Genomic DNA, 19,074 nt, shown 5'->3' with positions numbered 1-19,074 from the left:
TTCCCTGTGCGCATCACCTCCACGCAAGCCTCCTCGCCACTCGTCCCTCGTCCCTCGCTACACATAGGGCGCCGGCCCCTGCCAGTGGAAATCGGTCACCTGCTGGTATTGGTGCGCCACGTTGAGCAGGCGGGCTTCCTCGAAGTCGTTGCCGATGATCTGCAGTCCCACCGGCAGGCCGTCGACGAAGCCGGCGGGGATGGACATGCCCGGCAGGCCGGCCAGGTTGACGGCGATGGTGTAGATGTCGGACAGGTACATGGTGATGGGGTCGTCGGTCTTCTCGCCGAGGCGGAAGGCCGGCGAAGGGGTGGTGGGCCCCATGATCACGTCCACCTGTTCGAAGGCCCGGACAAAGTCGTCGCGGATCAGGCGCCGTACCTTCTGGGCCTTGAGATAGTAGGCGTCGTAATAGCCGGCCGACAGGGCATAGGTGCCGATCATGATGCGCCGCTTGACCTCGTCGCCGAAGCCCTCGCCCCGGGAGCGCTTGTAGAGATCCTCGAGATCCTCGGGGTTCTCGCAGCGATGGCCGAACCGCACGCCGTCGAAGCGCGACAGGTTGGAGGAACATTCGGCGGGCGCCACCACGTAGTAGGCCGGCACCGCCAGGTGGGTGTTGGGCAGGCTGATCTCGACCACCTCGGCGCCGAGCCGGCGGTATTCGTCGAGCGCCGCCTCCACCGCCCGGGCCACGCCCGCCTCCAGCCCTTCGCCGAAGTATTCCTTCGGCAGGCCGATCTTCAGGCCGCGCAGATCGTCGCCGAGGCGGGCGGTGTAGTCGGGCACCGGCTGGTCGATGGAGGTGGAGTCCCGTTCGTCGAAGCCGGCCATCACGCCCAGCAGCAGGGCGGCATCCTCGGCGCTGCGGGCGATGGGGCCGCCCTGATCGAGACTCGAGGCGAAGGCGATCATGCCCCAGCGGGAGACCCGCCCGTAGGTGGGCTTGAGGCCGGTGACGCCGCACAGGGCCGCCGGCTGGCGGATCGACCCGCCGGTGTCGGTGCCGGTGGCCGCCGGCACCAGGCGCGCGGCCACTGCCGCGGCCGAACCGCCGGAAGAGCCGCCCGGCACCGTGTCGGGGTTCCAGGGATTGCGCACCGGACCGTAGTAACTGGTTTCGTTGGACGAGCCCATGGCGAACTCGTCCATGTTGGTCTTGCCGATCATCACCGCGCCGGCGGCATCGAACTTCTCCACCACCGTGGCGCTGTAGGGCGCCACGAAGTTCTCCAGCATGCGCGAGGCGCAGGTGGTGAGCACGCCGTCGGTGCAGAAGATGTCCTTCTGCGCCACCGGAATGCCGGTAAGCGGGCCGGCCTCGCCGGCAGCCAGCCTGCGGTCGGCGGCCCGGGCCTGTTCCAGTGCCCGCTCCTCGTCCACGGTGATGAAGCTGTTGAGCTCGCCGTCATGGGCGGCGATGCGCTCCAGGCAGGCGCGGGTCAGCTCCTCGCTGGAGAAGTCGCCGGCGCGCAGGCCGGCCGCCAGTTCGGTCAGGGTCTTGTCATGCATGATTCGGGAGTTCCGGCTGCGGGCCTATTCGATGACCCGGGGCACCAGATAGAGACCGTCCTCCACCTGGGGGGCGATGGCCTGGAAACGCTCGCGCTGGTCGGTTTCGGTGACCACGTCCTCGCGCAGCCGCTGCCGGGCCTCGAGCGGGTGGGCCATGGGTTCGACCCCCTCGGTGTCGGCCGCGTCGAGCCGATCGACCAGGTCCAGAATGTTGGACAGATTTCTGGCATACTCGGGCACCGCGGCCGGATCGATCTCCAGGCGGGCGAGGTGGGCGATGCGTTCGACCTCGTGCTTGTCCAGCGACATCGGATTTCTGCGCTCCGGGTTGGAAAATTGGGTACGTTATCACAGTTGACAGCTTGCCCAAAGCCCCACTCTTTTATTACAGTGGGAGTTTGACCGGCGCTTCAGGTCCGGCACGGCGCGCCCGCGGGCGCCACGCACGCACGGCGGCACCGGCGACACGCCGCCCCCCCCGACCATCGGCCCATTCACCACAAGACGACAAACCTATGCTTTCAAGTTTGCGGGGACTGTTCTCCAACGACATTTCCATCGATCTCGGCACCGCCAACACCCTGATTTACGTCCGCGGCAAGGGCATCGTCCTCAACGAGCCCTCGGTGGTGGCCATCCGCCAGGAGCGGGGCCCCGGCGGGCCCAAGAGCATCGCCGCGGTGGGCATGGAGGCCAAGCGCATGCTCGGCCGCACCCCGGGCAACATCGTCGCCATCCGGCCCATGAAGGACGGCGTGATCGCCGACTTCACCGTGACCGAGAAGATGCTCCAGCACTTCATCCGCAAGGTGCACGAGGCGCGCTTCTTCCGCCCCAGCCCGCGGGTGCTGATCTGCGTGCCCTGCGGCTCCACCCAGGTGGAGCGCCGGGCGATCCGCGAATCGGCCGCCGGCGCCGGCGCCCGCGACGTGTATCTCATCGAGGAGCCGATGGCCGCGGCCATCGGCGCCGGCATGCCCATCGCCGAGGCCTCCGGCTCCATGGTGCTCGACATCGGCGGCGGCACCACCGAGGTGGCGGTGATCTCCCTGTCGGGCATCGTCTATTCCGCCTCGGTGCGAATCGGCGGCGACCGCTTCGACGAGGCCATCATCAACTACGTGCGCCGCAATTACGGCAGCCTGATCGGCGAATCCACCGCCGAACGCATCAAGCACGAGATCGGCACTGCCTACCCCGGCAACGAGGTGCGCGAGCTGGAAGTGCGCGGCCGCAACCTGGCCGAGGGCGTGCCCCGCAGCTTCACCCTCAACAGCAACGAGATCCTCGAAGCCCTGCAGGAACCCCTGTCGGGCATCGTCAGCGCGGTAAAGACCGCCCTGGAGCAGACCCCGCCGGAACTGGCCGCCGACATCGCCGAGCGCGGCATGGTGCTCACCGGCGGCGGCGCCCTGCTCAACGATCTGGACCGCCTGCTGATGGAGGAGACCGGCCTGCCGGTGCTGATCGCCGAGGATCCCCTGACCTGCGTAGCCCGCGGCGGCGGCCGCGCCCTGGAGATGATCGATGAACACGGCGGCGACCTGTTCAGCGTGGAATAACCGCCTCGCCGGAACGAACCCCGCCCCCGTCGGTCCCATGAACCGGGACAGGGCGCTCCCACTCCTCGTCCCTCGTCCCTCGCCCCTCGTCCCTGTATTGTCGGAGGTTCGCCGTTAAACTGCTGTTCGTCCAGGGCCCCTCGATCGGCACCCGCCTGCTGCTGCTGGCCGCCCTGTCGATCACCCTCATGACCCTCGACCAGCGCACCGACGCCATCCGCCAGGTGCGGGGCGGTCTGGCGGTTCTGGTCTATCCCTTGCAGTATGCCGTTAACATTCCCGCCCAGATGCTCGACTGGGCCGGCGACAGCTTCACCAGCCGCGAACGCCTGCAGGCCGAGAACGAGGCCCTGCGCCGCGAGAACGCCGCCCTGCGCAGCCAGCTGCAGAAGCTGACCTTCATCGAAACCGAGAACCGCCAGTTGCGGGAACTGCTGCAGTCGGCCAAGCGGGTGGGCGACCGGGTGCTGATCGCCGAGCTGCTGGCGGTGGATCTCGACCCCTACCGCAAGGCGGTGGTCATCAACAAGGGCAGCCGCGACGACACCCTGTATCCCGGCCAGCCCCTGGTCGATGCCTACGGGGTGATGGGCAAGCTGGTCCACGTCAACCCCTGGTCCAGCACCGCCATGCTGATCACCGATCCCAACCACGCCCTGCCGGTGCAGGTAGCCCGCAACGGCCTGCGCGCCATCGCCGTGGGCCGCGGCACCGAGGATCAGCTGGAGCTGCAGCACCTGCCCAACAACGCCGACGTGCGCGAAGGCGATCTGCTGGTCACCTCGGGCCTCGGCTGCGTGTTTCCCGCCGGCTATCCGGTGGGCAAGGTGGTGCGCGTGGAGATCAATCCGCGCCTGCCCTTCGCGCGCATCGTGGTGGCCCCCTCCGCCCGCCTGACCCGCAGCCGCGAAGTGCTGCTGGTGTGGCCGGGGCAGAGCGAGCGCCCGGGCGATCCCTGCGCCTTCGGCGAGCCGGAGGGCAAGTCATGAGCCTGGCCCGCCACCAGGGCGGCGGGGTGATCGCGCTGACCTTCCTCGGCGCCTTCGCCCTGGCCATCCTGCCGCTGCCGGCGGCGCTGGAAATCTACCGGCCCGAGTGGGTGAGCCTGGCCCTGATCTACTGGGCCATGGCCCTGCCGGCGCGGGTGGGGGTGGCCATCGGCTGGATCACCGGCCTGCTGCTGGACGTGCTGCGCGACACCCTGCTCGGCCAGTACGCCCTGGCCCTGGCCCTGGTGGCCTTCCTCACCCTGCACCTGCACCAGCGCCTGCGGGTCTTCCCCCTCTGGCAACAGGGGCTGAGCGTGTTCGTGCTGGTGATGCTGCAGGGGCTGGTGGTGATCTGGATCAAGGGCCTGATCGGCCAGTCGCCGGGGCTGTGGGCGGTGATCGCGCCGGCCATCACCAGCGGTCTGGTCTGGCCCGCCGTGTATCTCTACCTGCGCCATCTCCGCCGCCGCCACCAGGTCGCCTGACGTCATGGGCCAGCTCGCCGGACTCGCGCTCAAGGATCATCTCCGCGAAACCCACATCTTCCAGCAGCGTCTGGTGGTGGCGATGGTGATGATCGGCGTGCTGATCCTGGGGCTGGTGGCGCGCCTGTTCTGGCTGCAGATCCTGCACCGGGATCACTATGCCACCCTGTCGGAGAACAACCGGGTCAACGTGCTGCCCATCCCCCCCACCCGCGGCCTCATCTACGATCGCAACGGCGTGCTGCTGGCCCAGAACCTGCCGAGCTTCACCCTGGAACTGGTGCCGGAGCACATCGACGACCTGGCGAAGACCCTCGACGACCTGGCGAAGCTGGTCGCCCTCACCGACGAGGACGTGCTGCGCTTCCACCGCAACCGCAAGAAGAAGCGCCGCTTCGAGGGCGTGCCCCTGCGCTTCCGCCTCAGCGACGCCGAAGTGGCGCGCCTGGCGGTCAACCAGTACCGCCTGCCGGGCGTGCAGGTGCGCGCCGAGCTGACCCGCCACTATCCGCTGGGCAAGCTGGCCGCCCATGCCATCGGCTACGTGGGCCGGATCAACGAGCGGGAACTGCAGCGCCTCGATGCCTCCGACTATCTGGGCACCAGCTACATCGGCAAGGTGGGCATCGAACGGGCCTACGAGGAACTGCTGCACGGCCACGTGGGCTTCCAGCAGGTGGAGACCAACGCCCAGGGCCGCACCCTGAAGGTGCTGGAACGCACCCTGCCCGAACCGGGCCGCAACCTCTACCTGAACCTGGACGTGCGCCTGCAGCGGGTCGCCGAGCAGGCCTTCGGCGATCGCAACGGCGCGCTGGTGGCCATCGATCCCCGCAACGGCGGGGTGCTGGCGCTGGTGAGCATGCCCACCTACGATCCCAACCTGTTCGTCAACGGTCTCGACACCCTCACCTTCAAGCAGCTGCGGGACTCGCCGGAACGCCCGCTGTTCAACCGCGCCCTGCGCGGGCAGTATCCGCCCGGCTCCACCATCAAGCCCTTCATCGGCCTGGCCGGCCTGGAGCTGGATGAAATCCGCGCCGGCGAACCGCTCAGCTGTCCCGGCTGGTTCATGCTCAAGAACGATCCGCGCCGCTACCGGGACTGGAAGAAGACCGGCCACGGCGAGACCGATCTGACCAAGGCCATCGTCGAATCCTGCGACGTGTACTTCTACGATCTGGCCATGCGCCTGGGTATCGACCGCATGCACGACTACCTGGCCCGCTTCGGCCTCGGCCAGCGCACCGGCATCGACATCCGCGGCGAACTGTCGGGCCTGCTGCCCTCCTCAGGCTGGAAACGGCGCACCTACCGCACCGTGTGGTATCCGGGCGAAACCCTGATCGCCGGCATCGGCCAGGGCTTCATGCTCACCACGCCCCTGCAACTGGCCGCCATCACCGCCACCCTGGCCACCTACGGCCAGCGCATGACCCCGCGCATGGTGATGGCCATCCAGGATCCGGACAGCACCGCCCGGGAGACGGTGGCGCCCCTGCCCCAGGCGCCGGTGCCCATCGTGCGCCGCAGCGACTGGGACACGGTGATCGAGGCCATGCGCAAGGTGGTCACCGGCCCCCACGGCACCGCCCGCGGCATCGCCCGGGGCCTCACCTACACCCTGGCCGGCAAGACCGGCACGGCCCAGGTCTTCGGCATCAAGCAGGACGAGGAATACAAGGAGGAAGAGGTGCACCACAAGCTGCGCGACCACGCCCTGTTCATCGCCTTCGCGCCGGTGGAGAAACCCACCATCGCGGTGGCGGTGATCGTGGAGAACGGCGGCCACGGCGGCTCGGCCGCCGCCCCCATCGTGCGCAAGGTGATCGACGTGTGGATGCAGACCCAGGGGAAAGGCGAATGAGCCTGCTCGATCCGCCCGCCTACCGTGACGACAACCGCCTGGGCATGGGCCGGCGCCTGCTGCGGCAGATGCACATCGACCTGCCCCTGCTGCTGAGCCTGCTGATCCTCGCGGGGCTGGGCCTGTTCGTGCTCTACAGCGCCGCCGATCAGAACCCCGACAAGGTCATCGCCCAGGGCCTGCGCCTGCTGCTGGCCTTCGGCGTGATGCTGGCCATCGCCCAGTTCGATCCCTATACCCTGCGCTTCTGGTCGCCCTGGCTGTATGGCGCGGGCCTGGCGATGCTGATCGCGGTCCTGATCATCGGCGAGGTGGGCAAGGGCGCCCAGCGCTGGCTGGACCTCGGGCTGTTCCGCTTCCAGCCCTCGGAAATCATGAAACTGGCGGTGCCCATGATGGTGGCCTGGACCCTCTCCGAAGCGGGGCTGCCGCCGGCCCGCCGGCGCCTGATGCTGGCCACCGTGATCCTGCTGATTCCCACCCTGCTGGTGGCCAAGCAGCCGGATCTCGGCACCGCCCTGCTGATCGCCAGCTCCGGGCTGTTCGTGCTGTTGCTCGCCGGCCTGCGCTGGCGGGTGGTGGTGGGGGTGTTCCTGGCCCTGGCCGCCGCCGCGCCGGTGGTCTGGCACTACCTGCTGCACGACTACCAGCGCCGCCGGGTGCTGACCTTCCTCAACCCCGAGAACGATCCCCTGGGCGCCGGGTATCACATCATCCAGTCCACCATCGCCATCGGCTCCGGCGGCGCCTACGGCAAGGGCTGGCTCAACGGCACCCAGTCCCACCTGGACTTCCTGCCCGAACGCTCCACCGACTTCATCTTCGCCGTGTTCTCCGAGGAATTCGGCTTCCTGGGCGCCATGCTGCTGCTGACCCTGTATCTGCTCGTCATCGGCCGCGGCCTGTACATCGCCGCCCAGGCCCAGGATACCTACAGCCGCCTCCTGGCCGGCAGCCTCACCCTGACCTTCTTCGTCTATCTGTTCGTGAACATCGGCATGGTCAGCGGCCTGCTGCCGGTGGTCGGCGTGCCGCTGCCGCTGATCAGCTATGGCGGCACCTCCATCGTGACCTTGATGGCCGCCTTCGGTATGCTTATGTCCATCCACACCCACCGCAAGCTCATCGCCACCTGATCCCCGGACGCGTCATGAAGTTTTTCCCCCTCCTGCTCACCTGCCTGTGCCTGCCCCTTGCAGCCCTGGCCCGCCCCGCGCCCGATCCGGTGGCCCTTGGCGCCTTCATCGACGAGATGGCCCGCCAGCACGATTTCGATCGCCGGCAACTGCAAACCCTGTTTGCCGGCGTGAAACTGCACCAGTCGATTCTCGACGCCATTTCACGGCCCGCCGAGAGCAAGCCCTGGAAGGAATACCGGCCCATCTTTCTCACCGCCGATCGCCGCGACGGCGGCGTGCGCTTCTGGCGCGAACACGCCGATCTGCTGGCCCGCGCCCGGGAAACCTACGGCGTGCCCGAAGAGATCATCGTCGCCATCATCGGCGTGGAAACCCGCTATGGCCGCCACGCCGGCCGCTTTCGCGTCCTCGACGCCCTCTCCACCCTGGCCTTCGCCTATCCGCCCCGCGCCGGCTTCTTCCGCAAGGAGCTGAAGGAATACCTGCTCATGACCCGCGAGGAAAAACTGCCGCCGCAGCGGCAGCTCGGCTCCTATGCCGGCGCCATGGGCATGCCCCAGTTCATGCCCAGCTCCTTCCGCCACTACGCGGTGGACTTCGACGGCGACGGCAAACGCGATCTGTGGCGCAACCCGGCCGACGTGATCGGTTCGGTGGCCAACTATTTCTACCGCCATCACTGGCATCCGGGCGAACCGGTCGCCCACCGGGTACGGGTACACGGCAAGCGCTGGCGGGAACTGATCGACGGCAATCTCAAGCCCCATCACAGCCAGGACGATCTGCTGGCCCTGGGCGTGGTGCTGCCCCAGGGCCTGCCGCCCCACCTCAAGGGCGCCCTCATCGAACTGGACGGCGCCGACGGCCCCGAACACTGGGTGGTGTGGCACAACTTCTACGTCATCAGCCGTTACAATCGCAGCGCCCTGTATGCCATGGCCGTGTTCCAGTTGAGCCGGGAAATCCGTCGCCGTTACCGGCCATGACAGGGACGAGGGACGAGTTATTGAATGTGTCAAAATCGTTTTGACACGATTTTTTTGTAGGAGCGGCGCAAGCCGCGATTATGTGGTGGCGGGTAGCTGGAAACGACATTCGGTTTTCCCAGCTACCCGCCGCCCGCTACCGCCGCATCGCGGCTCGCGCCGCTCCTACAGCCGTAGAGCGAATCAAGTGTGGCGGCGCCGCCGTTTCAGCCGCAATCATTACGGAGTATCCGATTCGTCGTGTCCACCGTTTTCATGTCAACGGCCGTTCACCGTCTCGCCCTGCTGTTTTGCGCCGCGAGCCTCGCCGCCTGCGCGGGCTCGCGCTACGACCACCGGCATGATAGCGCCCCGCCGGTGTCCCGCGACGTGAGCGCCATTCCCGACGCGGTGCCCCGCATCGAACCGCGCAGCCGCTACGGCAACCCCAGACGCTACACGGTCAACGGCCGCACCTACCGGGTGATGGACGACGCCACCGGCTACGTGGAACGGGGCATCGCCTCCTGGTACGGCCGCAAGTTCCACGGCCACCGCACCTCCAGCGGCGAAACCTACGACATGTACGCCATGACCGCCGCCCATACCCGCCTGCCCCTGCCCACCTACGTGGAGGTGACCAACCTGCGCAACGGCCGCAAGGTGGTGGTGCGCGTCAACGATCGCGGGCCCTTTCATCCCAACCGCCTGATCGATCTCTCCTGGGCCGCGGCGAAGAAACTCGGCATCGTGGAGACCGGCACCGGCCTGGTGGAAGTGCGCGCCATCGATCCCCGCACCTGGCGCCGCGCCTCCTCCCGTCCCGCTGCGGCAGATCATGCCGTCGCCGTGCGCTACGGCCTCTATCTGCAGGTCGGCGCCTTCAGCAGCCGCACCAATGCGGAAAACCTGCGCCGGCGCCTGGCCGGCTTCGGCCCGGTGCACATCCAGCGCGCCGGGCGCAAGCGCAGCCCCCTCTACCGCGTGCGCATCGGCCCCCTGGCCAGCGTCGAGGAAGCCGACCGCCTGGCCGAACGCCTGATCCACCGGGGCTTCGACACGCCGCACGTGGTGATCGACTGAATCGCGTCCGGTCGCGGCGGGAGCGCCGCGGCCATGCCGCATTTTTGCGGCCTCCGGCAGACTTTTTCGCGACCCAGCGGTTACAATAGCCTCATGAAAATCGCCCGACTGTTCCCGCCGCTTCTCTTCCTGTGCTTGCTGCCCGCCCTGGCCACCGCGGTGCCGGGGCTCGTGCCCAAGCCACCGGCCCTTGCGGCCAAGGCCTGGCTGCTCACCGACTACCATTCCGGCCAGGTGCTGGTGGAACACAATGCCGACGAGCGCGTGGAACCGGCCAGCCTGACCAAGATGATGACCGCCTACGTGGTGCTCAGCGAAATCGAGAAAGGCACCATCGGCGAGGACGACGAAGTGCCGGTGAGCGAGAAGGCCTGGCGCATGCAGGGCTCGAAGATGTTCATCGAGGTGGGCAAGCGCGTGCCCCTGCACGAACTGCTCAAGGGCATGGTGATCCAGTCGGGCAACGATGCCAGCGTGGCCCTGGCCGAACACGTGGCCGGCAGCGAAGACGCCTTCGTGGATCTCATGAACCTGTATGCCCGGCGCCTGGGCCTGACCCATACCCATTTCGCCAACGCCACCGGCTGGCCGCATCCCGATCACTACACCACCGCCCGGGATCTGGCCATTCTGGCCGCGGCCCTGATCCGCGACTTTCCCGAACACTACGATCTGTACCGGGAAAAGGAATACACCTGGAACAACATCCGCCAGTTCAACCGCAACCGTCTGCTGTGGATCGACGAGCGAGTGGACGGCATCAAGACCGGGCACACCGAAACCGCCGGCTATTGCCTGGTGGCCTCGGCAAGGCAGGACGACATGCGCCTGATCTCGGTGGTGCTCGGCACCGCCTCCGACAAGGCCCGGGCCACCGCCAGCCGCAAGCTGCTCAACTACGGTTTCCGTTTCTATGAAACCTTCCTCCTGCACCGGGCCGACGAACCCCTGACCGAGATGCGGATCTGGAAGGGCGAGAAGGAGATGCTGCCCCTGGGCCTGGCCGAGGATCTGTGGATCACCATTCCCCGGGGCCAGCGCAAGCAGGTCAAGGCCAGCATGAGCGTGGACACCCAACTGATGGCCCCGGCGCGCAAGGGCGAGCCCCATGGCGAGGTGGTCATCCGGCTGGGCGACAAGGTCATCGCCAAAAAACCGCTGGTGGCCCTGGAAGACGTGCCGGAAGGCGGGCTGTGGCGCACGCTGGTGGACAGCGTGCTGCTGATGTTCAAGTAACATGGCCGAGCCCCTGTCCATCGCCTGGCTCAACGGCCGTTTCCTGCCGCTGGCCGACGCCTGCGTGCCGGTGCTGGACCGGGGCTTCATCTTCGGCGACGGCGTGTACGAGGTGATCCCGGTCTACGCCGGCAAGCCCTTCCGCCTCGCCCACCATCTGCAGCGCCTGGCCAACAGCCTGGCGGCGGTGCGCATCGACGATCCCCACACCGAAGACGAATGGCAGGGCCTGATCGCCGAGCTGATCTCGCGCAACGGCGGCGGCGATCAGTCCGTCTATCTGCAGGTGACCCGCGGCATCGCGCCCCGGGATCACCGTTTCCCCGAGGGCAGCCGGCCCACCGTGTTCCTGATGAGCAATCCCTTCCGGCCGGTGCCCGAGGCCGAGCTGCGCGAGGGCGTGACCGCCGTGACCCTGAACGACATCCGCTGGGAATACTGTCACATCAAGAGCATCGCCCTGCTGCCCAACATCCTGCTGCGCCAGCAGGCCGTCGAACAGGGCGCCGCCGAGGCCATTCTGCTGCGCCATGGCGAGGTGACCGAAGGCGCGGCCAGCAACGTCTTCATCGTCAGCGACGGGGTCATCGTCACCCCGCCCAAGGGCGACTGCCTGCTGCCCGGCATCACCCGCGATCTGGTGGTGGAACTGGCCATGGAGCACGCCCTGGAATGCGAGGAACGGCCGATCCCCGAAGCCGAACTGCGCCGCGCGCAGGAGATCTGGCTCACCAGCTCGACCAGGGAAATCCTGCCGGTCACCCGCCTGGACGATCTTGCCGTGGGCGAGGGGCGGCCCGGGCCGGTCTGGCACACGATGATCGGCCACTACCGGCGCTTCGTGGACGATCTGCGGCGCGGCGCTTGAATCCGCGGTTCCCGGCCACCATCAATGCAGGATGGACAAACCGCAAGACATGACCGACCCGTCCCTGCTCGAATTTCCCTGCCGCTTCCCGATCAAGGTGATGGGCCGCGCCCGCGCCGATCTCGAAGCCGAGATCGTGGCCCTGGTGCGCGAGCATGCGCCCGATCTCGCCGCGGAGGACGTGCGCACCCGCGCCAGCGGCAAGGGCAACTACCTGGCCATCACCCTGGAAGTCAACGCCACCAGCCGCGAACAGCTCGACGCCATCTACCTGGCGCTGAACGCCCACGAAAGCGTGGTGATGACGCTCTGACAAGGAGACCGCCATGTCCATCAAGCCCCCCATCGCCGCCGCGGCGGTCACCCCCTCCTCCGGCAGCCTCTATCCGCCGGAATTCGCCGCGCGCACCAAAGGGCGCACCAAGCGCAAGCTGGGCGATCACTTCGGCCTGACGAACTTCGGCATCAACCACACCACCCTCGCCCCCGGCGCCATCTCGGCCCTGGCCCATCATCACGCGAAGCAGGACGAGATCGTCTACATCCTCGCGGGCACCGCCACCCTGCTGCTCGACGGCGTGCCCCACGAGCTGGGGCCGGGCGACTGCCACGGCCTGCCGGCCGGCTCGGGGGTGGCCGCGCAACTGGTCAACCGCTCCGACCGGGAGGTGGTGTACCTGGAGATCGGCGATCGCAGCCGCGGCGACCGGGTGGTCTATCCCGACGAGGATCTGCTGGCGGAGATGGACGCCGAGGGCAACTGGCGCTTCCTGCACAAGGACGGCAACCCCTATTGAGGGCCGAGGGACGCGTGGCGAGGGACGAAACGGAACGGGTCATCCGGCTCCGGCGGCTGGGGGAGCAACGCTACGAGCCGGTGTGGCGGGCGATGCAGGCCTTCACGGCGGCGCGAGACGAGGCCACCTCCGACGAGCTGTGGCTGGTGGAGCATCCGCCGGTGTTCACCCTGGGCCTCAACGCCAAACCGGAACACCTGCTCGCCCCCGGCGACATTCCGGTGGTAAACGTGGATCGGGGCGGTCAGGTGACCTACCACGGGCCGGGGCAGATCGTGCTCTATCCGCTGCTCGATCTGAACCGGCTGGGGATCGGGGTGCGTGAACTGGTGCGGCGCATGGAGCAGGCCGTCATCGATTTGCTGGCGACGCACGGCCTCGCCGCCGAGGGCCGTGAGGACGCCCCGGGCGTGTACGTGGAGGGGGCCAAGATCGCCGCCCTCGGCCTGCGGGTGCGGCGGGGACGCAGCTATCACGGTCTGGCGCTGAACGTGGACCTCGACCTGGCGCCCTTCTCGCGCATCAACCCCTGCGGTTATCCGGGCATGGCCGTCACCCGCACCCGGGATCTCGGCATCGAGGCCGACGCGGCCGCCCTGGGCGAGGCGCTGGCGGCGCATCTGCTCGACGTTCTGGGCTACAATGCGCCCCTGCCCGCCGAAGATCGCCTGCCCCATGTCGAAACCCAATCCGCCTGACGACCGCCCCCGCGCGCCCAATCCCCTCAAGGGCGCCTCCAAGACCGCGCGCATCCCGGTGAAGATCGTCCAGCCGGAGACGCCGCTGCCCAAGCCGCGCTGGATCCGGGCCAGGGCCCCCAACCATCCGGAAGTGGGGCGGCTGAAGGGGATCCTGCGCGAGCGCAACCTGCACACCGTCTGCGAGGAGGCGGCCTGCCCCAACATCGGCGAATGTTTCCGTCACGGCACTGCCACCTTCATGATCCTGGGCGACGTCTGCACCCGCCGCTGCCCCTTCTGCGACGTGGCCCACGGCCGCCCCGCCCCGCCCGACGCGAACGAACCGGCCAACCTCGCCGCGACCATCGCCGCCATGGGCCTGCGCTACGTGGTGATCACCTCGGTGGATCGGGACGATCTGCGCGACGGCGGCGCCGCCCATTACGCCGCCTGCATCCGCGCCGTGCGCGAAACCAGCCCCGACACCGGGATCGAGATCCTGGTGCCCGACTTCCGGGGCCGCGTGGACCGGGCGCTGGACATCCTCGCCGAAACGCCGCCGGACGTGTTCAACCACAACCTGGAAACGGTGCCCCGACTCTACCGGGCCGCGCGCCCCGGCGCCGACTACGCCGGCTCGCTGGCGCTGCTGCGCCGCTTCGGCGAACGGCATCCGGACGTGCCCACCAAGTCGGGCCTGATGCTCGGCCTTGGCGAGACCGACGAGGAAGTGATCGAAGTGATGCGCGATCTGCGCGCCCACGGCTGCAACATGCTCACCCTCGGCCAGTACCTGCAGCCGAGCCGCCATCACCTGCCGGTGCGCCGCTACGTCACCCCCGAGACCTTCGCCGAGCTGGAACGGATCGGCTACGAACTGGGCTTCGACAACGTGGCCAGCGGCCCCATGGTCCGCTCCTCCTACCATGCCGATCTGCAGGCCGCGGGGGAGCGGGTGAGCTGAAACCGTGGTGGACGCGGTGGAAGGGAACACGGAGATCACGGAGGCACGGAGGACACGGAGGGATGGGGGGAATAGTGCTGGGGAAACCCGGGCGGGCCGGCCCCGACTTGTGGCCCTGACGGGCCTTCATCCGCCCTGCGATTCTCGTCCCTCGCCACTCGTCCCTCGTCCCTGACCCGCCATGGACATCACTCTCACCAAGCTGATCGCCACCCTGCTCCTGCCGCCGGGACTGATTCTCCTGCTTCTGCTGGGCGGCTGGCGGCTGGCGCGGCGCCACGATCTCGCCGGTCGGTTCCTGGCCTTCGCCGGGTTCGCCCTGCTGTGGCTGGCCAGCACCCCGCTGGTGGCCGACTTCGCCATCGGGCTGCTGGAGACCACCCCGGCGCTGACCGCGGCCGATCTGCGCCCGCCCCGGGCCGAAGCCATCGTGGTGATGGGCGGCGGGCGCACCCCGGCCGCGCCCGAATACGGCGGACGCGACGTGGTCAGCCGCTGGACCCTGGAGCGGGCCCGCTATGCCGCCTTCCTACATCGCCAGACCCGGCTGCCGATCCTGGTCACGGGCGGGAAGGTCTTCGGCGGCGCGCGCCCCGCCGAGGCCGAACTGCTGCGCGAGACGCTGGAGAACGATTTCCACGTGCCCGTGCGCTGGGTGGAGGGCGAGTCCCGCAACAGCCAGGAGAACGCCGTCAACAGTTACCGCCTCCTTTCCGCCGCGGGCCTCACGCGGATCTACCTCGTCACCCATGCCTGGCACCTGCCCCGCAGCCGGCGCGCCTTCGAGCAGGCCGGCTTCACCGTCATCCCCGCCCCCACCGGCTACCGCCACGCCCTCGACGACGAGGAACCCCTCCTCCTGCGCCTGCTGCCCAGCCGCCACGCCTTCCTGACCAGCGCCCTCTTCTTCCACGAGGTACTGGGGCTGGTGTGGTACGCGATCCGGTACTGAAAACGGTTCGACGCAAAGGCGCGAAGGCGCAGAGGACGCAAAGAAGGGAATGGTTTGTTCGTGGCTGGTCCTTGCTGTCGAAGGGGGCGTTCCGGGTAGGCCGGCTCAAGCGCAGCGGAGCCGGCTAGAATCTGTCATCCTGCCATGGCGGCTCCGCTGCGCTTGAGCCGTATATGGTCTCCTCCCGTTTTGCAAGACGTTGTACCAAACTTCGACAGGGACAGGATTGCGCTCGTATATCCGGCCTGTTTGTGAGGCTTTTTGCGCCTCTGGCCTCGATGAGATCTGCGCGTATCGTCCTAATCGCCCTAGCGGCTTGTCCCAGCCTACGGCTCAAGCAGGTTTTCGATACGCCGGTCTGACCTGTTTGTCATCGCTCGCCACAGCGTCTTCGCAATCGTCGGCAGGCTAACTCTCCAAATCGTTCCTCGCGGGCCCTGCCCGCCTTCAGACCGGGCGGTAATCCGCCCGGTATTCCGTCTTGTTCCTCAATACCGCCCACCCCATCCGGGCCATCTTGTTGGCCAGCGCCACCACCGCCTTGTTGTAGCCGCGCTCCGCCCGGATCCGGTTGATCCAGCGGCTGAGCCGGTCATCCTTCCCCGCCGCCGCCTTCACCACCGACCGCGCTCCATGCACCAGCAGACTGCGCAGATAGCCGTCTCCCCGCTTGCTGATCCCCTGCAGCCGTTCCTTCCCTCCGCTACTGTGTTGGCGGGGCACCAGACCCAGGGATGCGGACACATCCCGTCCCCGCCGCCAGGCCCGGCCGTCGCCGATCTGGCTGTAGAAAACCGGCGCCACCACCGGCCCGTAACCCGGGATCGCCCGCAGCCGCTTCACCGCCTCGTTCCGGCGGCTGTAGCCTTCCAGTTCCCGGGTGTAAAACGCAATGTGCGCGTCCAGCTCCTGAAACCGCCGGTAACTCTCCCACAACAGCTGCCGAAACCACTCGCTCAGGCCATTCTCCGCCTCCGACAGCACCTCCGGCAGGCGACGCCGCAGCGTATTCACCCCCTTGGGCAGAACAATCCCGTATTCCCCCAGCAGACCCCGTATCTGGTTGACCAGCGCCGTGCGGTCCGCAAGACAGCGCTCGCGCAGACGGTGCAGCGCCTGGATGTCCTGCTGCTCCGGTGTCTTCACCGACACAAACCGCATTTCCGGCCGCACCACCGCTTCGGCTATCGCCAGCGCGTCGTTGTAATCGTGCTTGTTCCCCCGCACAAACGGCTTCACGTACTGCGGCGGAATCAGCTTCACCTCGTGGCCCAGTGCCTGCAGCTCCCGCGCCCAGTAGTGGGCGCTCGCGCAGGCTTCCATCCCCACCAGGACCGGCTCCAGGTTCGCAAAATACGCCAGCACCTGCCCTCGCCTCAGCATCCGCTTGCGCACCACCTTGCCCCGCTCGTCGCAGCACACCACGTGAAACACGTGCTTTGCCAAATCCAGTCCAACTGTCGTAATCTTGCTCATGGTCTCCTCCTCCTTCTTCGATGGATGGTGAAGTGCTTCCATCTTGGCGCATCGTGACGCCGTTTTTAAGGGGGGGAGGAGACCATCTCATCGCCCTACGGCATTTCGCGTTTTTTGCGTTGAAATGTTTTCAGCCATCGTAGACCTCACGGATTGCCTTGCAACACAAATGGTGCGAGGCAATCCGTGAGGTCTACCGGAAAAACTTTGCGTCCTCTGCGCCTTCACGCCTTGGCGTTGGATTTTTCCCGTTCGCCTCAACGCCCCTCGTACCAGATCTTCCAGCGGCCATCGATGCGCTTGAGGTAGAGGCGCTTGCGCATGCGGCTGTCGTAGTTGTTGGAGCGGTAGTCCTGGGTGAAGCGGGCGACGACGATCGCCGGCTCATCAGCCTGGCGACGGGGATAGGCCAGCAGGGTGAGATCCTCGATGGCGATTTTCTGGAAGGTCTTGCCGGCAAACACCTGGCGCTTGCGCCGCTGCCAGCCGGCGAAATCGAAGCCGCGGGCCCAGAAATCCTCGGCATAGTGGGCGAGGTAGCGCTCGAGATCCAGGCTTTCCCAGTCCCGCCGCCAGGCCTCGATGGCGGCGAGCAGTTCCTGCCGCCGGGCACGCCATTCGCCCGGCGACAGCCACGCCACGCCGGGGCTGATCACCACCGGCGTGCGGCCCGGCGCCAGTTCCCCCTGCAGGCGTTGCAGGTCGCGATTGGTGAGCACCATGCAGCCTTCGCTGTCGCGCGGCGGGCGGCTGTAGTAGCGGCTCTCGGTGCCGTGCAGCCAGATCCCGTAGCCGGTCTTGCCCAGCCGCCGATCCAGTTCGTTGGGGTAGTTCACCGGGAAGGCGCCGATCCCGTACTTGTCCGGCAGTTTCTCGGAGGGGATGTGGGAGGTGATGAAATAGACGCCCTCCGGCGTGCGCAGATCGCCGACCTTGCGCTTGTCGCCGTCGAGCTTGCCGGTGCTCACGTAGTAGTCGGCCCGCATGCGCAGGCGGCCGTCGGCGTCGCGGCCATAGACGAACAGGCGGTGCAGGCGCTTGTCCACCAGCAGGGCGTTGTCCACCGATTCGCCGAGAGCGAGGATGGCGTCGGGCAGCCGCCCGCGCCAGCCGTCGAAGCCGATCCCGGCCAGGCGCAGGCGGGCCTCCTCCCGCAGGCGTTCCAGGCGGTCACGCTGCTCGGGGGCCAGGAACAGGCGGCTGAGAGGGCTGTGCCCCACGTCGGCCACCGGCTCCAGCGCGGCCAGGCGCAGATCCCCGCGCACCAGCCAGGCAAGATTGAAGTCGGGCTCGTCCCGCACCAGCCGGTCGAGTTCGGCCAGGGCGCCCTGCCGGTCGCCGTTGCGAAAACGCAGCACGCTGTGCACCAGCCGCGCCTCCGGATCGCTCGGCTGGCGGCTCAGCCGTTCCGCCAGCCGGGCCAGCACCGCCTCGACGCGCGCGCGCTCGGCGCCGGCGGGAATCGGGGCCGAAGCCTCGAGCCGCGCCAGGCGCAGCGGCGCCTCCTCGGCCAGGGCGGGCCCGGCCGCCAGCAACACGCACAAGAGCAGGATCACGCGATGCATGTCACAGGCTCCGTTCGGCCCGGATCCGCCAGCCCTCGGGGGTGTGTACCAGGGTCAGCTCCTTGCGGGTGCGATCCCGGTAGCGATCGGAACGGTAGTCCTGATCGAAGCGCACCCGCACCGTATCCCCCTGCGCGGACACCACCTGCACGTTCTCGATCCGCACCTGCACCCAGCGGGGGCGGCGCAGGCGCTCGCGCCGCAGGGCCTCCCAGGCGGAACGTTCCAGCCCGCCGGGGGGCTGGAAGTCGGCAGCATAGAAGCCCAGGTAGGCCGCCACGTCCTGCGCCGACCAGGCGCCGGACCAGTCGGCCAGCAGGGTCAGGATGGCCGGATCGGGGCCAGCGGGCGGCGGCGCGGCAGGCACCTCGGCCCTGGGCTTGAGGGTCTTCAGGGCCAGTTCCCGCGGGGCGGCGTCCACTTCCAGGGCCTTGCCGTAATCGCGGCGGGAGATCTCCTCGACCACCCGGGCCAGATTGCCCTGCACCACCGCGTAGCGGGGATCGCTGGCGATGGCCTCCTGCAGCAGGCGGTAGGCCTCTTCGAGCTGGCCGGCACGCGCCGCCGCCACGGCCCGGTTGTTGAGTTCGGCCAGGGGCTCGGCGCCGGCGGCGTGTGCCAGCGCGAGGAGCAGGATCAGGGTTGTTGTGCGAGTCCGTATCATGTTCGTTGTTCTGTTCCGTGCCACGGTGTCCAGCCTGCTCCAAAATCGCCGGTCACGATTCGGGTGCCGGCACGAAGCCCCCTTTGGCGGACAGCCGTTTCGTGACCGTCAGCCGCAGGGATGCGGCTGTCGAGCCTACAGGGATGTATTCACGGCGGGTCACGAAACGGCTGTCCGCCAAAGGGGGCGACCCTGACACCAGCAACAGCCCTTGTCATGCCCGAAGGTTTGGAGCAGTTGTTCAGTCTATGATAACCGGGCTGCGTC

General features: G+C 67.9%; 19 protein-coding genes. 14 read left to right on the top strand and 5 right to left on the bottom strand.

The features are described 5' to 3' along the window. Positions 1 to 57: 57 nt before the first annotated feature. Positions 58 to 1,512, bottom strand: a complete 1,455-nt coding sequence (gene gatA / locus ACZ5BH_RS08670) for an Asp-tRNA(Asn)/Glu-tRNA(Gln) amidotransferase subunit GatA (RefSeq protein ID WP_464888857.1) — start codon at positions 1,510 to 1,512, stop codon at positions 58 to 60. Positions 1,513 to 1,536: 24 nt separating this feature from the next. Then, positions 1,537 to 1,824 (bottom strand): Asp-tRNA(Asn)/Glu-tRNA(Gln) amidotransferase subunit GatC, encoded by a 288-nt coding sequence (gene gatC / locus ACZ5BH_RS08665; protein ID WP_464888856.1) that lies wholly within the window; start codon positions 1,822 to 1,824, stop codon positions 1,537 to 1,539. A gap of 206 nt (positions 1,825 to 2,030) precedes the next feature. Between gatC and ACZ5BH_RS08660 the strand changes: the two genes are divergently transcribed. The 14 genes from ACZ5BH_RS08660 (at position 2,031) to ACZ5BH_RS08595 (ending at position 15,102) form a co-directional block, all read left to right on the top strand. After that, the gene (locus tag ACZ5BH_RS08660) at positions 2,031 to 3,077 is read left to right on the top strand and encodes a rod shape-determining protein (protein WP_464888855.1); all 1,047 of its coding nucleotides are present in this window, start codon (positions 2,031 to 2,033) and stop codon (positions 3,075 to 3,077) included. Positions 3,078 to 3,169: 92 nt separating this feature from the next. Further along, positions 3,170 to 4,066 (top strand): rod shape-determining protein MreC, encoded by an 897-nt coding sequence (gene mreC / locus ACZ5BH_RS08655; protein ID WP_464891212.1) that lies wholly within the window; start codon positions 3,170 to 3,172, stop codon positions 4,064 to 4,066. Next, on the top strand, positions 4,063 to 4,551 hold the full coding sequence (gene mreD / locus ACZ5BH_RS08650) for a rod shape-determining protein MreD (protein ID WP_464888854.1): 489 nt from the start codon (positions 4,063 to 4,065) through the stop codon (positions 4,549 to 4,551). The genes mreC and mreD overlap by 4 nt, the downstream gene beginning before the upstream one ends. Before the next feature lie 4 nt (positions 4,552 to 4,555). Next, a complete protein-coding gene (gene mrdA / locus ACZ5BH_RS08645; protein ID WP_464888853.1) occupies positions 4,556 to 6,418 on the top strand; it encodes a penicillin-binding protein 2 in 1,863 nt (620 codons plus the stop codon). Beyond that, a complete protein-coding gene (rodA, locus tag ACZ5BH_RS08640) occupies positions 6,415 to 7,554 on the top strand; it encodes a rod shape-determining protein RodA (RefSeq protein WP_464888852.1) in 1,140 nt (379 codons plus the stop codon). Before mrdA ends, rodA begins: the two co-directional genes overlap by 4 nt. Before the next feature lie 14 nt (positions 7,555 to 7,568). Next, positions 7,569 to 8,543, top strand: a complete 975-nt coding sequence (mltB, locus tag ACZ5BH_RS08635) for a lytic murein transglycosylase B (protein WP_464888851.1) — start codon at positions 7,569 to 7,571, stop codon at positions 8,541 to 8,543. Positions 8,544 to 8,798: 255 nt separating this feature from the next. After that, the gene (locus tag ACZ5BH_RS08630) at positions 8,799 to 9,605 is read left to right on the top strand and encodes a septal ring lytic transglycosylase RlpA family protein (RefSeq protein WP_464888850.1); all 807 of its coding nucleotides are present in this window, start codon (positions 8,799 to 8,801) and stop codon (positions 9,603 to 9,605) included. A gap of 93 nt (positions 9,606 to 9,698) precedes the next feature. Next, a complete protein-coding gene (locus ACZ5BH_RS08625) occupies positions 9,699 to 10,841 on the top strand; it encodes a D-alanyl-D-alanine carboxypeptidase family protein (RefSeq protein WP_464888849.1) in 1,143 nt (380 codons plus the stop codon). A 1-nt stretch (position 10,842) separates the two neighbouring features. Further along, positions 10,843 to 11,709: a D-amino acid aminotransferase gene (locus ACZ5BH_RS08620; RefSeq protein ID WP_464888848.1), complete on the top strand. Its 867-nt coding sequence runs from the start codon at positions 10,843 to 10,845 to the stop codon at positions 11,707 to 11,709. A gap of 31 nt (positions 11,710 to 11,740) precedes the next feature. Next, on the top strand, positions 11,741 to 12,022 hold the full coding sequence (locus ACZ5BH_RS08615; protein WP_464888847.1) for a YbeD family protein: 282 nt from the start codon (positions 11,741 to 11,743) through the stop codon (positions 12,020 to 12,022). Between the two features lie 13 nt (positions 12,023 to 12,035). Then, entirely contained in the window at positions 12,036 to 12,506 is a 471-nt protein-coding gene (locus ACZ5BH_RS08610; RefSeq protein WP_464888846.1) for a cupin domain-containing protein, read from the top strand. Positions 12,507 to 12,598: 92 nt separating this feature from the next. Then, positions 12,599 to 13,204: a lipoyl(octanoyl) transferase LipB gene (lipB, locus tag ACZ5BH_RS08605; RefSeq protein ID WP_464891211.1), complete on the top strand. Its 606-nt coding sequence runs from the start codon at positions 12,599 to 12,601 to the stop codon at positions 13,202 to 13,204. Beyond that, a complete protein-coding gene (lipA, locus tag ACZ5BH_RS08600) occupies positions 13,182 to 14,150 on the top strand; it encodes a lipoyl synthase (RefSeq protein ID WP_464888845.1) in 969 nt (322 codons plus the stop codon). The genes lipB and lipA overlap by 23 nt, the downstream gene beginning before the upstream one ends. Positions 14,151 to 14,331: 181 nt before the next feature. Beyond that, on the top strand, positions 14,332 to 15,102 hold the full coding sequence (locus ACZ5BH_RS08595; RefSeq protein WP_464888844.1) for a YdcF family protein: 771 nt from the start codon (positions 14,332 to 14,334) through the stop codon (positions 15,100 to 15,102). Between the two features lie 447 nt (positions 15,103 to 15,549). Here ACZ5BH_RS08595 and ACZ5BH_RS08590 read toward each other — a convergent pair whose 3' ends face one another. From ACZ5BH_RS08590 to ACZ5BH_RS08580, 3 genes are all read right to left on the bottom strand, one after another. Continuing rightward, a complete protein-coding gene (locus ACZ5BH_RS08590; protein WP_464891200.1) occupies positions 15,550 to 16,578 on the bottom strand; it encodes an IS110 family RNA-guided transposase in 1,029 nt (342 codons plus the stop codon). 257 nt (positions 16,579 to 16,835) lie between these two features. Beyond that, a complete protein-coding gene (locus tag ACZ5BH_RS08585) occupies positions 16,836 to 18,143 on the bottom strand; it encodes a L,D-transpeptidase family protein (RefSeq protein WP_464888843.1) in 1,308 nt (435 codons plus the stop codon). 1 nt (position 18,144) lies between these two features. Continuing rightward, the gene (locus tag ACZ5BH_RS08580) at positions 18,145 to 18,807 is read right to left on the bottom strand and encodes a L,D-transpeptidase Cds6 family protein (RefSeq protein WP_464888842.1); all 663 of its coding nucleotides are present in this window, start codon (positions 18,805 to 18,807) and stop codon (positions 18,145 to 18,147) included. Positions 18,808 to 19,074: the final 267 nt, after the last annotated feature.

It is taken from the genome of Thioprofundum lithotrophicum (assembly GCF_055387065.1).
Note: the sequence above shows the minus strand (reverse complement) of the source record. Positions and strands in the feature narration are given on the sequence as shown.

Excerpts from the sequence above, each read along its gene's own strand:
- gatA (WP_464888857.1), bottom strand. The coding sequence starts at position 1,512 with ATGCATGACAAGACCCTGACCGAACTGGCGGCCGGCCTGCGCGCCGGC.
- gatC (WP_464888856.1), bottom strand. The coding sequence starts at position 1,824 with ATGTCGCTGGACAAGCACGAGGTCGAACGCATCGCCCACCTCGCCCGC.
- ACZ5BH_RS08660 (WP_464888855.1), top strand. The coding sequence starts at position 2,031 with ATGCTTTCAAGTTTGCGGGGACTGTTCTCCAACGACATTTCCATCGAT.
- mreD (WP_464888854.1), top strand. The coding sequence starts at position 4,063 with ATGAGCCTGGCCCGCCACCAGGGCGGCGGGGTGATCGCGCTGACCTTC.
- mrdA (WP_464888853.1), top strand. The coding sequence starts at position 4,556 with ATGGGCCAGCTCGCCGGACTCGCGCTCAAGGATCATCTCCGCGAAACC.
- rodA (WP_464888852.1), top strand. The coding sequence starts at position 6,415 with ATGAGCCTGCTCGATCCGCCCGCCTACCGTGACGACAACCGCCTGGGC.
- mltB (WP_464888851.1), top strand. The coding sequence starts at position 7,569 with ATGAAGTTTTTCCCCCTCCTGCTCACCTGCCTGTGCCTGCCCCTTGCA.
- ACZ5BH_RS08630 (WP_464888850.1), top strand. The coding sequence starts at position 8,799 with ATGTCAACGGCCGTTCACCGTCTCGCCCTGCTGTTTTGCGCCGCGAGC.
- ACZ5BH_RS08625 (WP_464888849.1), top strand. The coding sequence starts at position 9,699 with ATGAAAATCGCCCGACTGTTCCCGCCGCTTCTCTTCCTGTGCTTGCTG.
- ACZ5BH_RS08620 (WP_464888848.1), top strand. The coding sequence starts at position 10,843 with ATGGCCGAGCCCCTGTCCATCGCCTGGCTCAACGGCCGTTTCCTGCCG.
- ACZ5BH_RS08615 (WP_464888847.1), top strand. The coding sequence starts at position 11,741 with ATGGACAAACCGCAAGACATGACCGACCCGTCCCTGCTCGAATTTCCC.
- ACZ5BH_RS08610 (WP_464888846.1), top strand. The coding sequence starts at position 12,036 with ATGTCCATCAAGCCCCCCATCGCCGCCGCGGCGGTCACCCCCTCCTCC.
- lipB (WP_464891211.1), top strand. The coding sequence starts at position 12,599 with ATGCAGGCCTTCACGGCGGCGCGAGACGAGGCCACCTCCGACGAGCTG.
- lipA (WP_464888845.1), top strand. The coding sequence starts at position 13,182 with ATGTCGAAACCCAATCCGCCTGACGACCGCCCCCGCGCGCCCAATCCC.
- ACZ5BH_RS08595 (WP_464888844.1), top strand. The coding sequence starts at position 14,332 with ATGGACATCACTCTCACCAAGCTGATCGCCACCCTGCTCCTGCCGCCG.
- ACZ5BH_RS08590 (WP_464891200.1), bottom strand. The coding sequence starts at position 16,578 with ATGAGCAAGATTACGACAGTTGGACTGGATTTGGCAAAGCACGTGTTT.
- ACZ5BH_RS08585 (WP_464888843.1), bottom strand. The coding sequence starts at position 18,143 with ATGCATCGCGTGATCCTGCTCTTGTGCGTGTTGCTGGCGGCCGGGCCC.
- ACZ5BH_RS08580 (WP_464888842.1), bottom strand. The coding sequence starts at position 18,807 with ATGATACGGACTCGCACAACAACCCTGATCCTGCTCCTCGCGCTGGCA.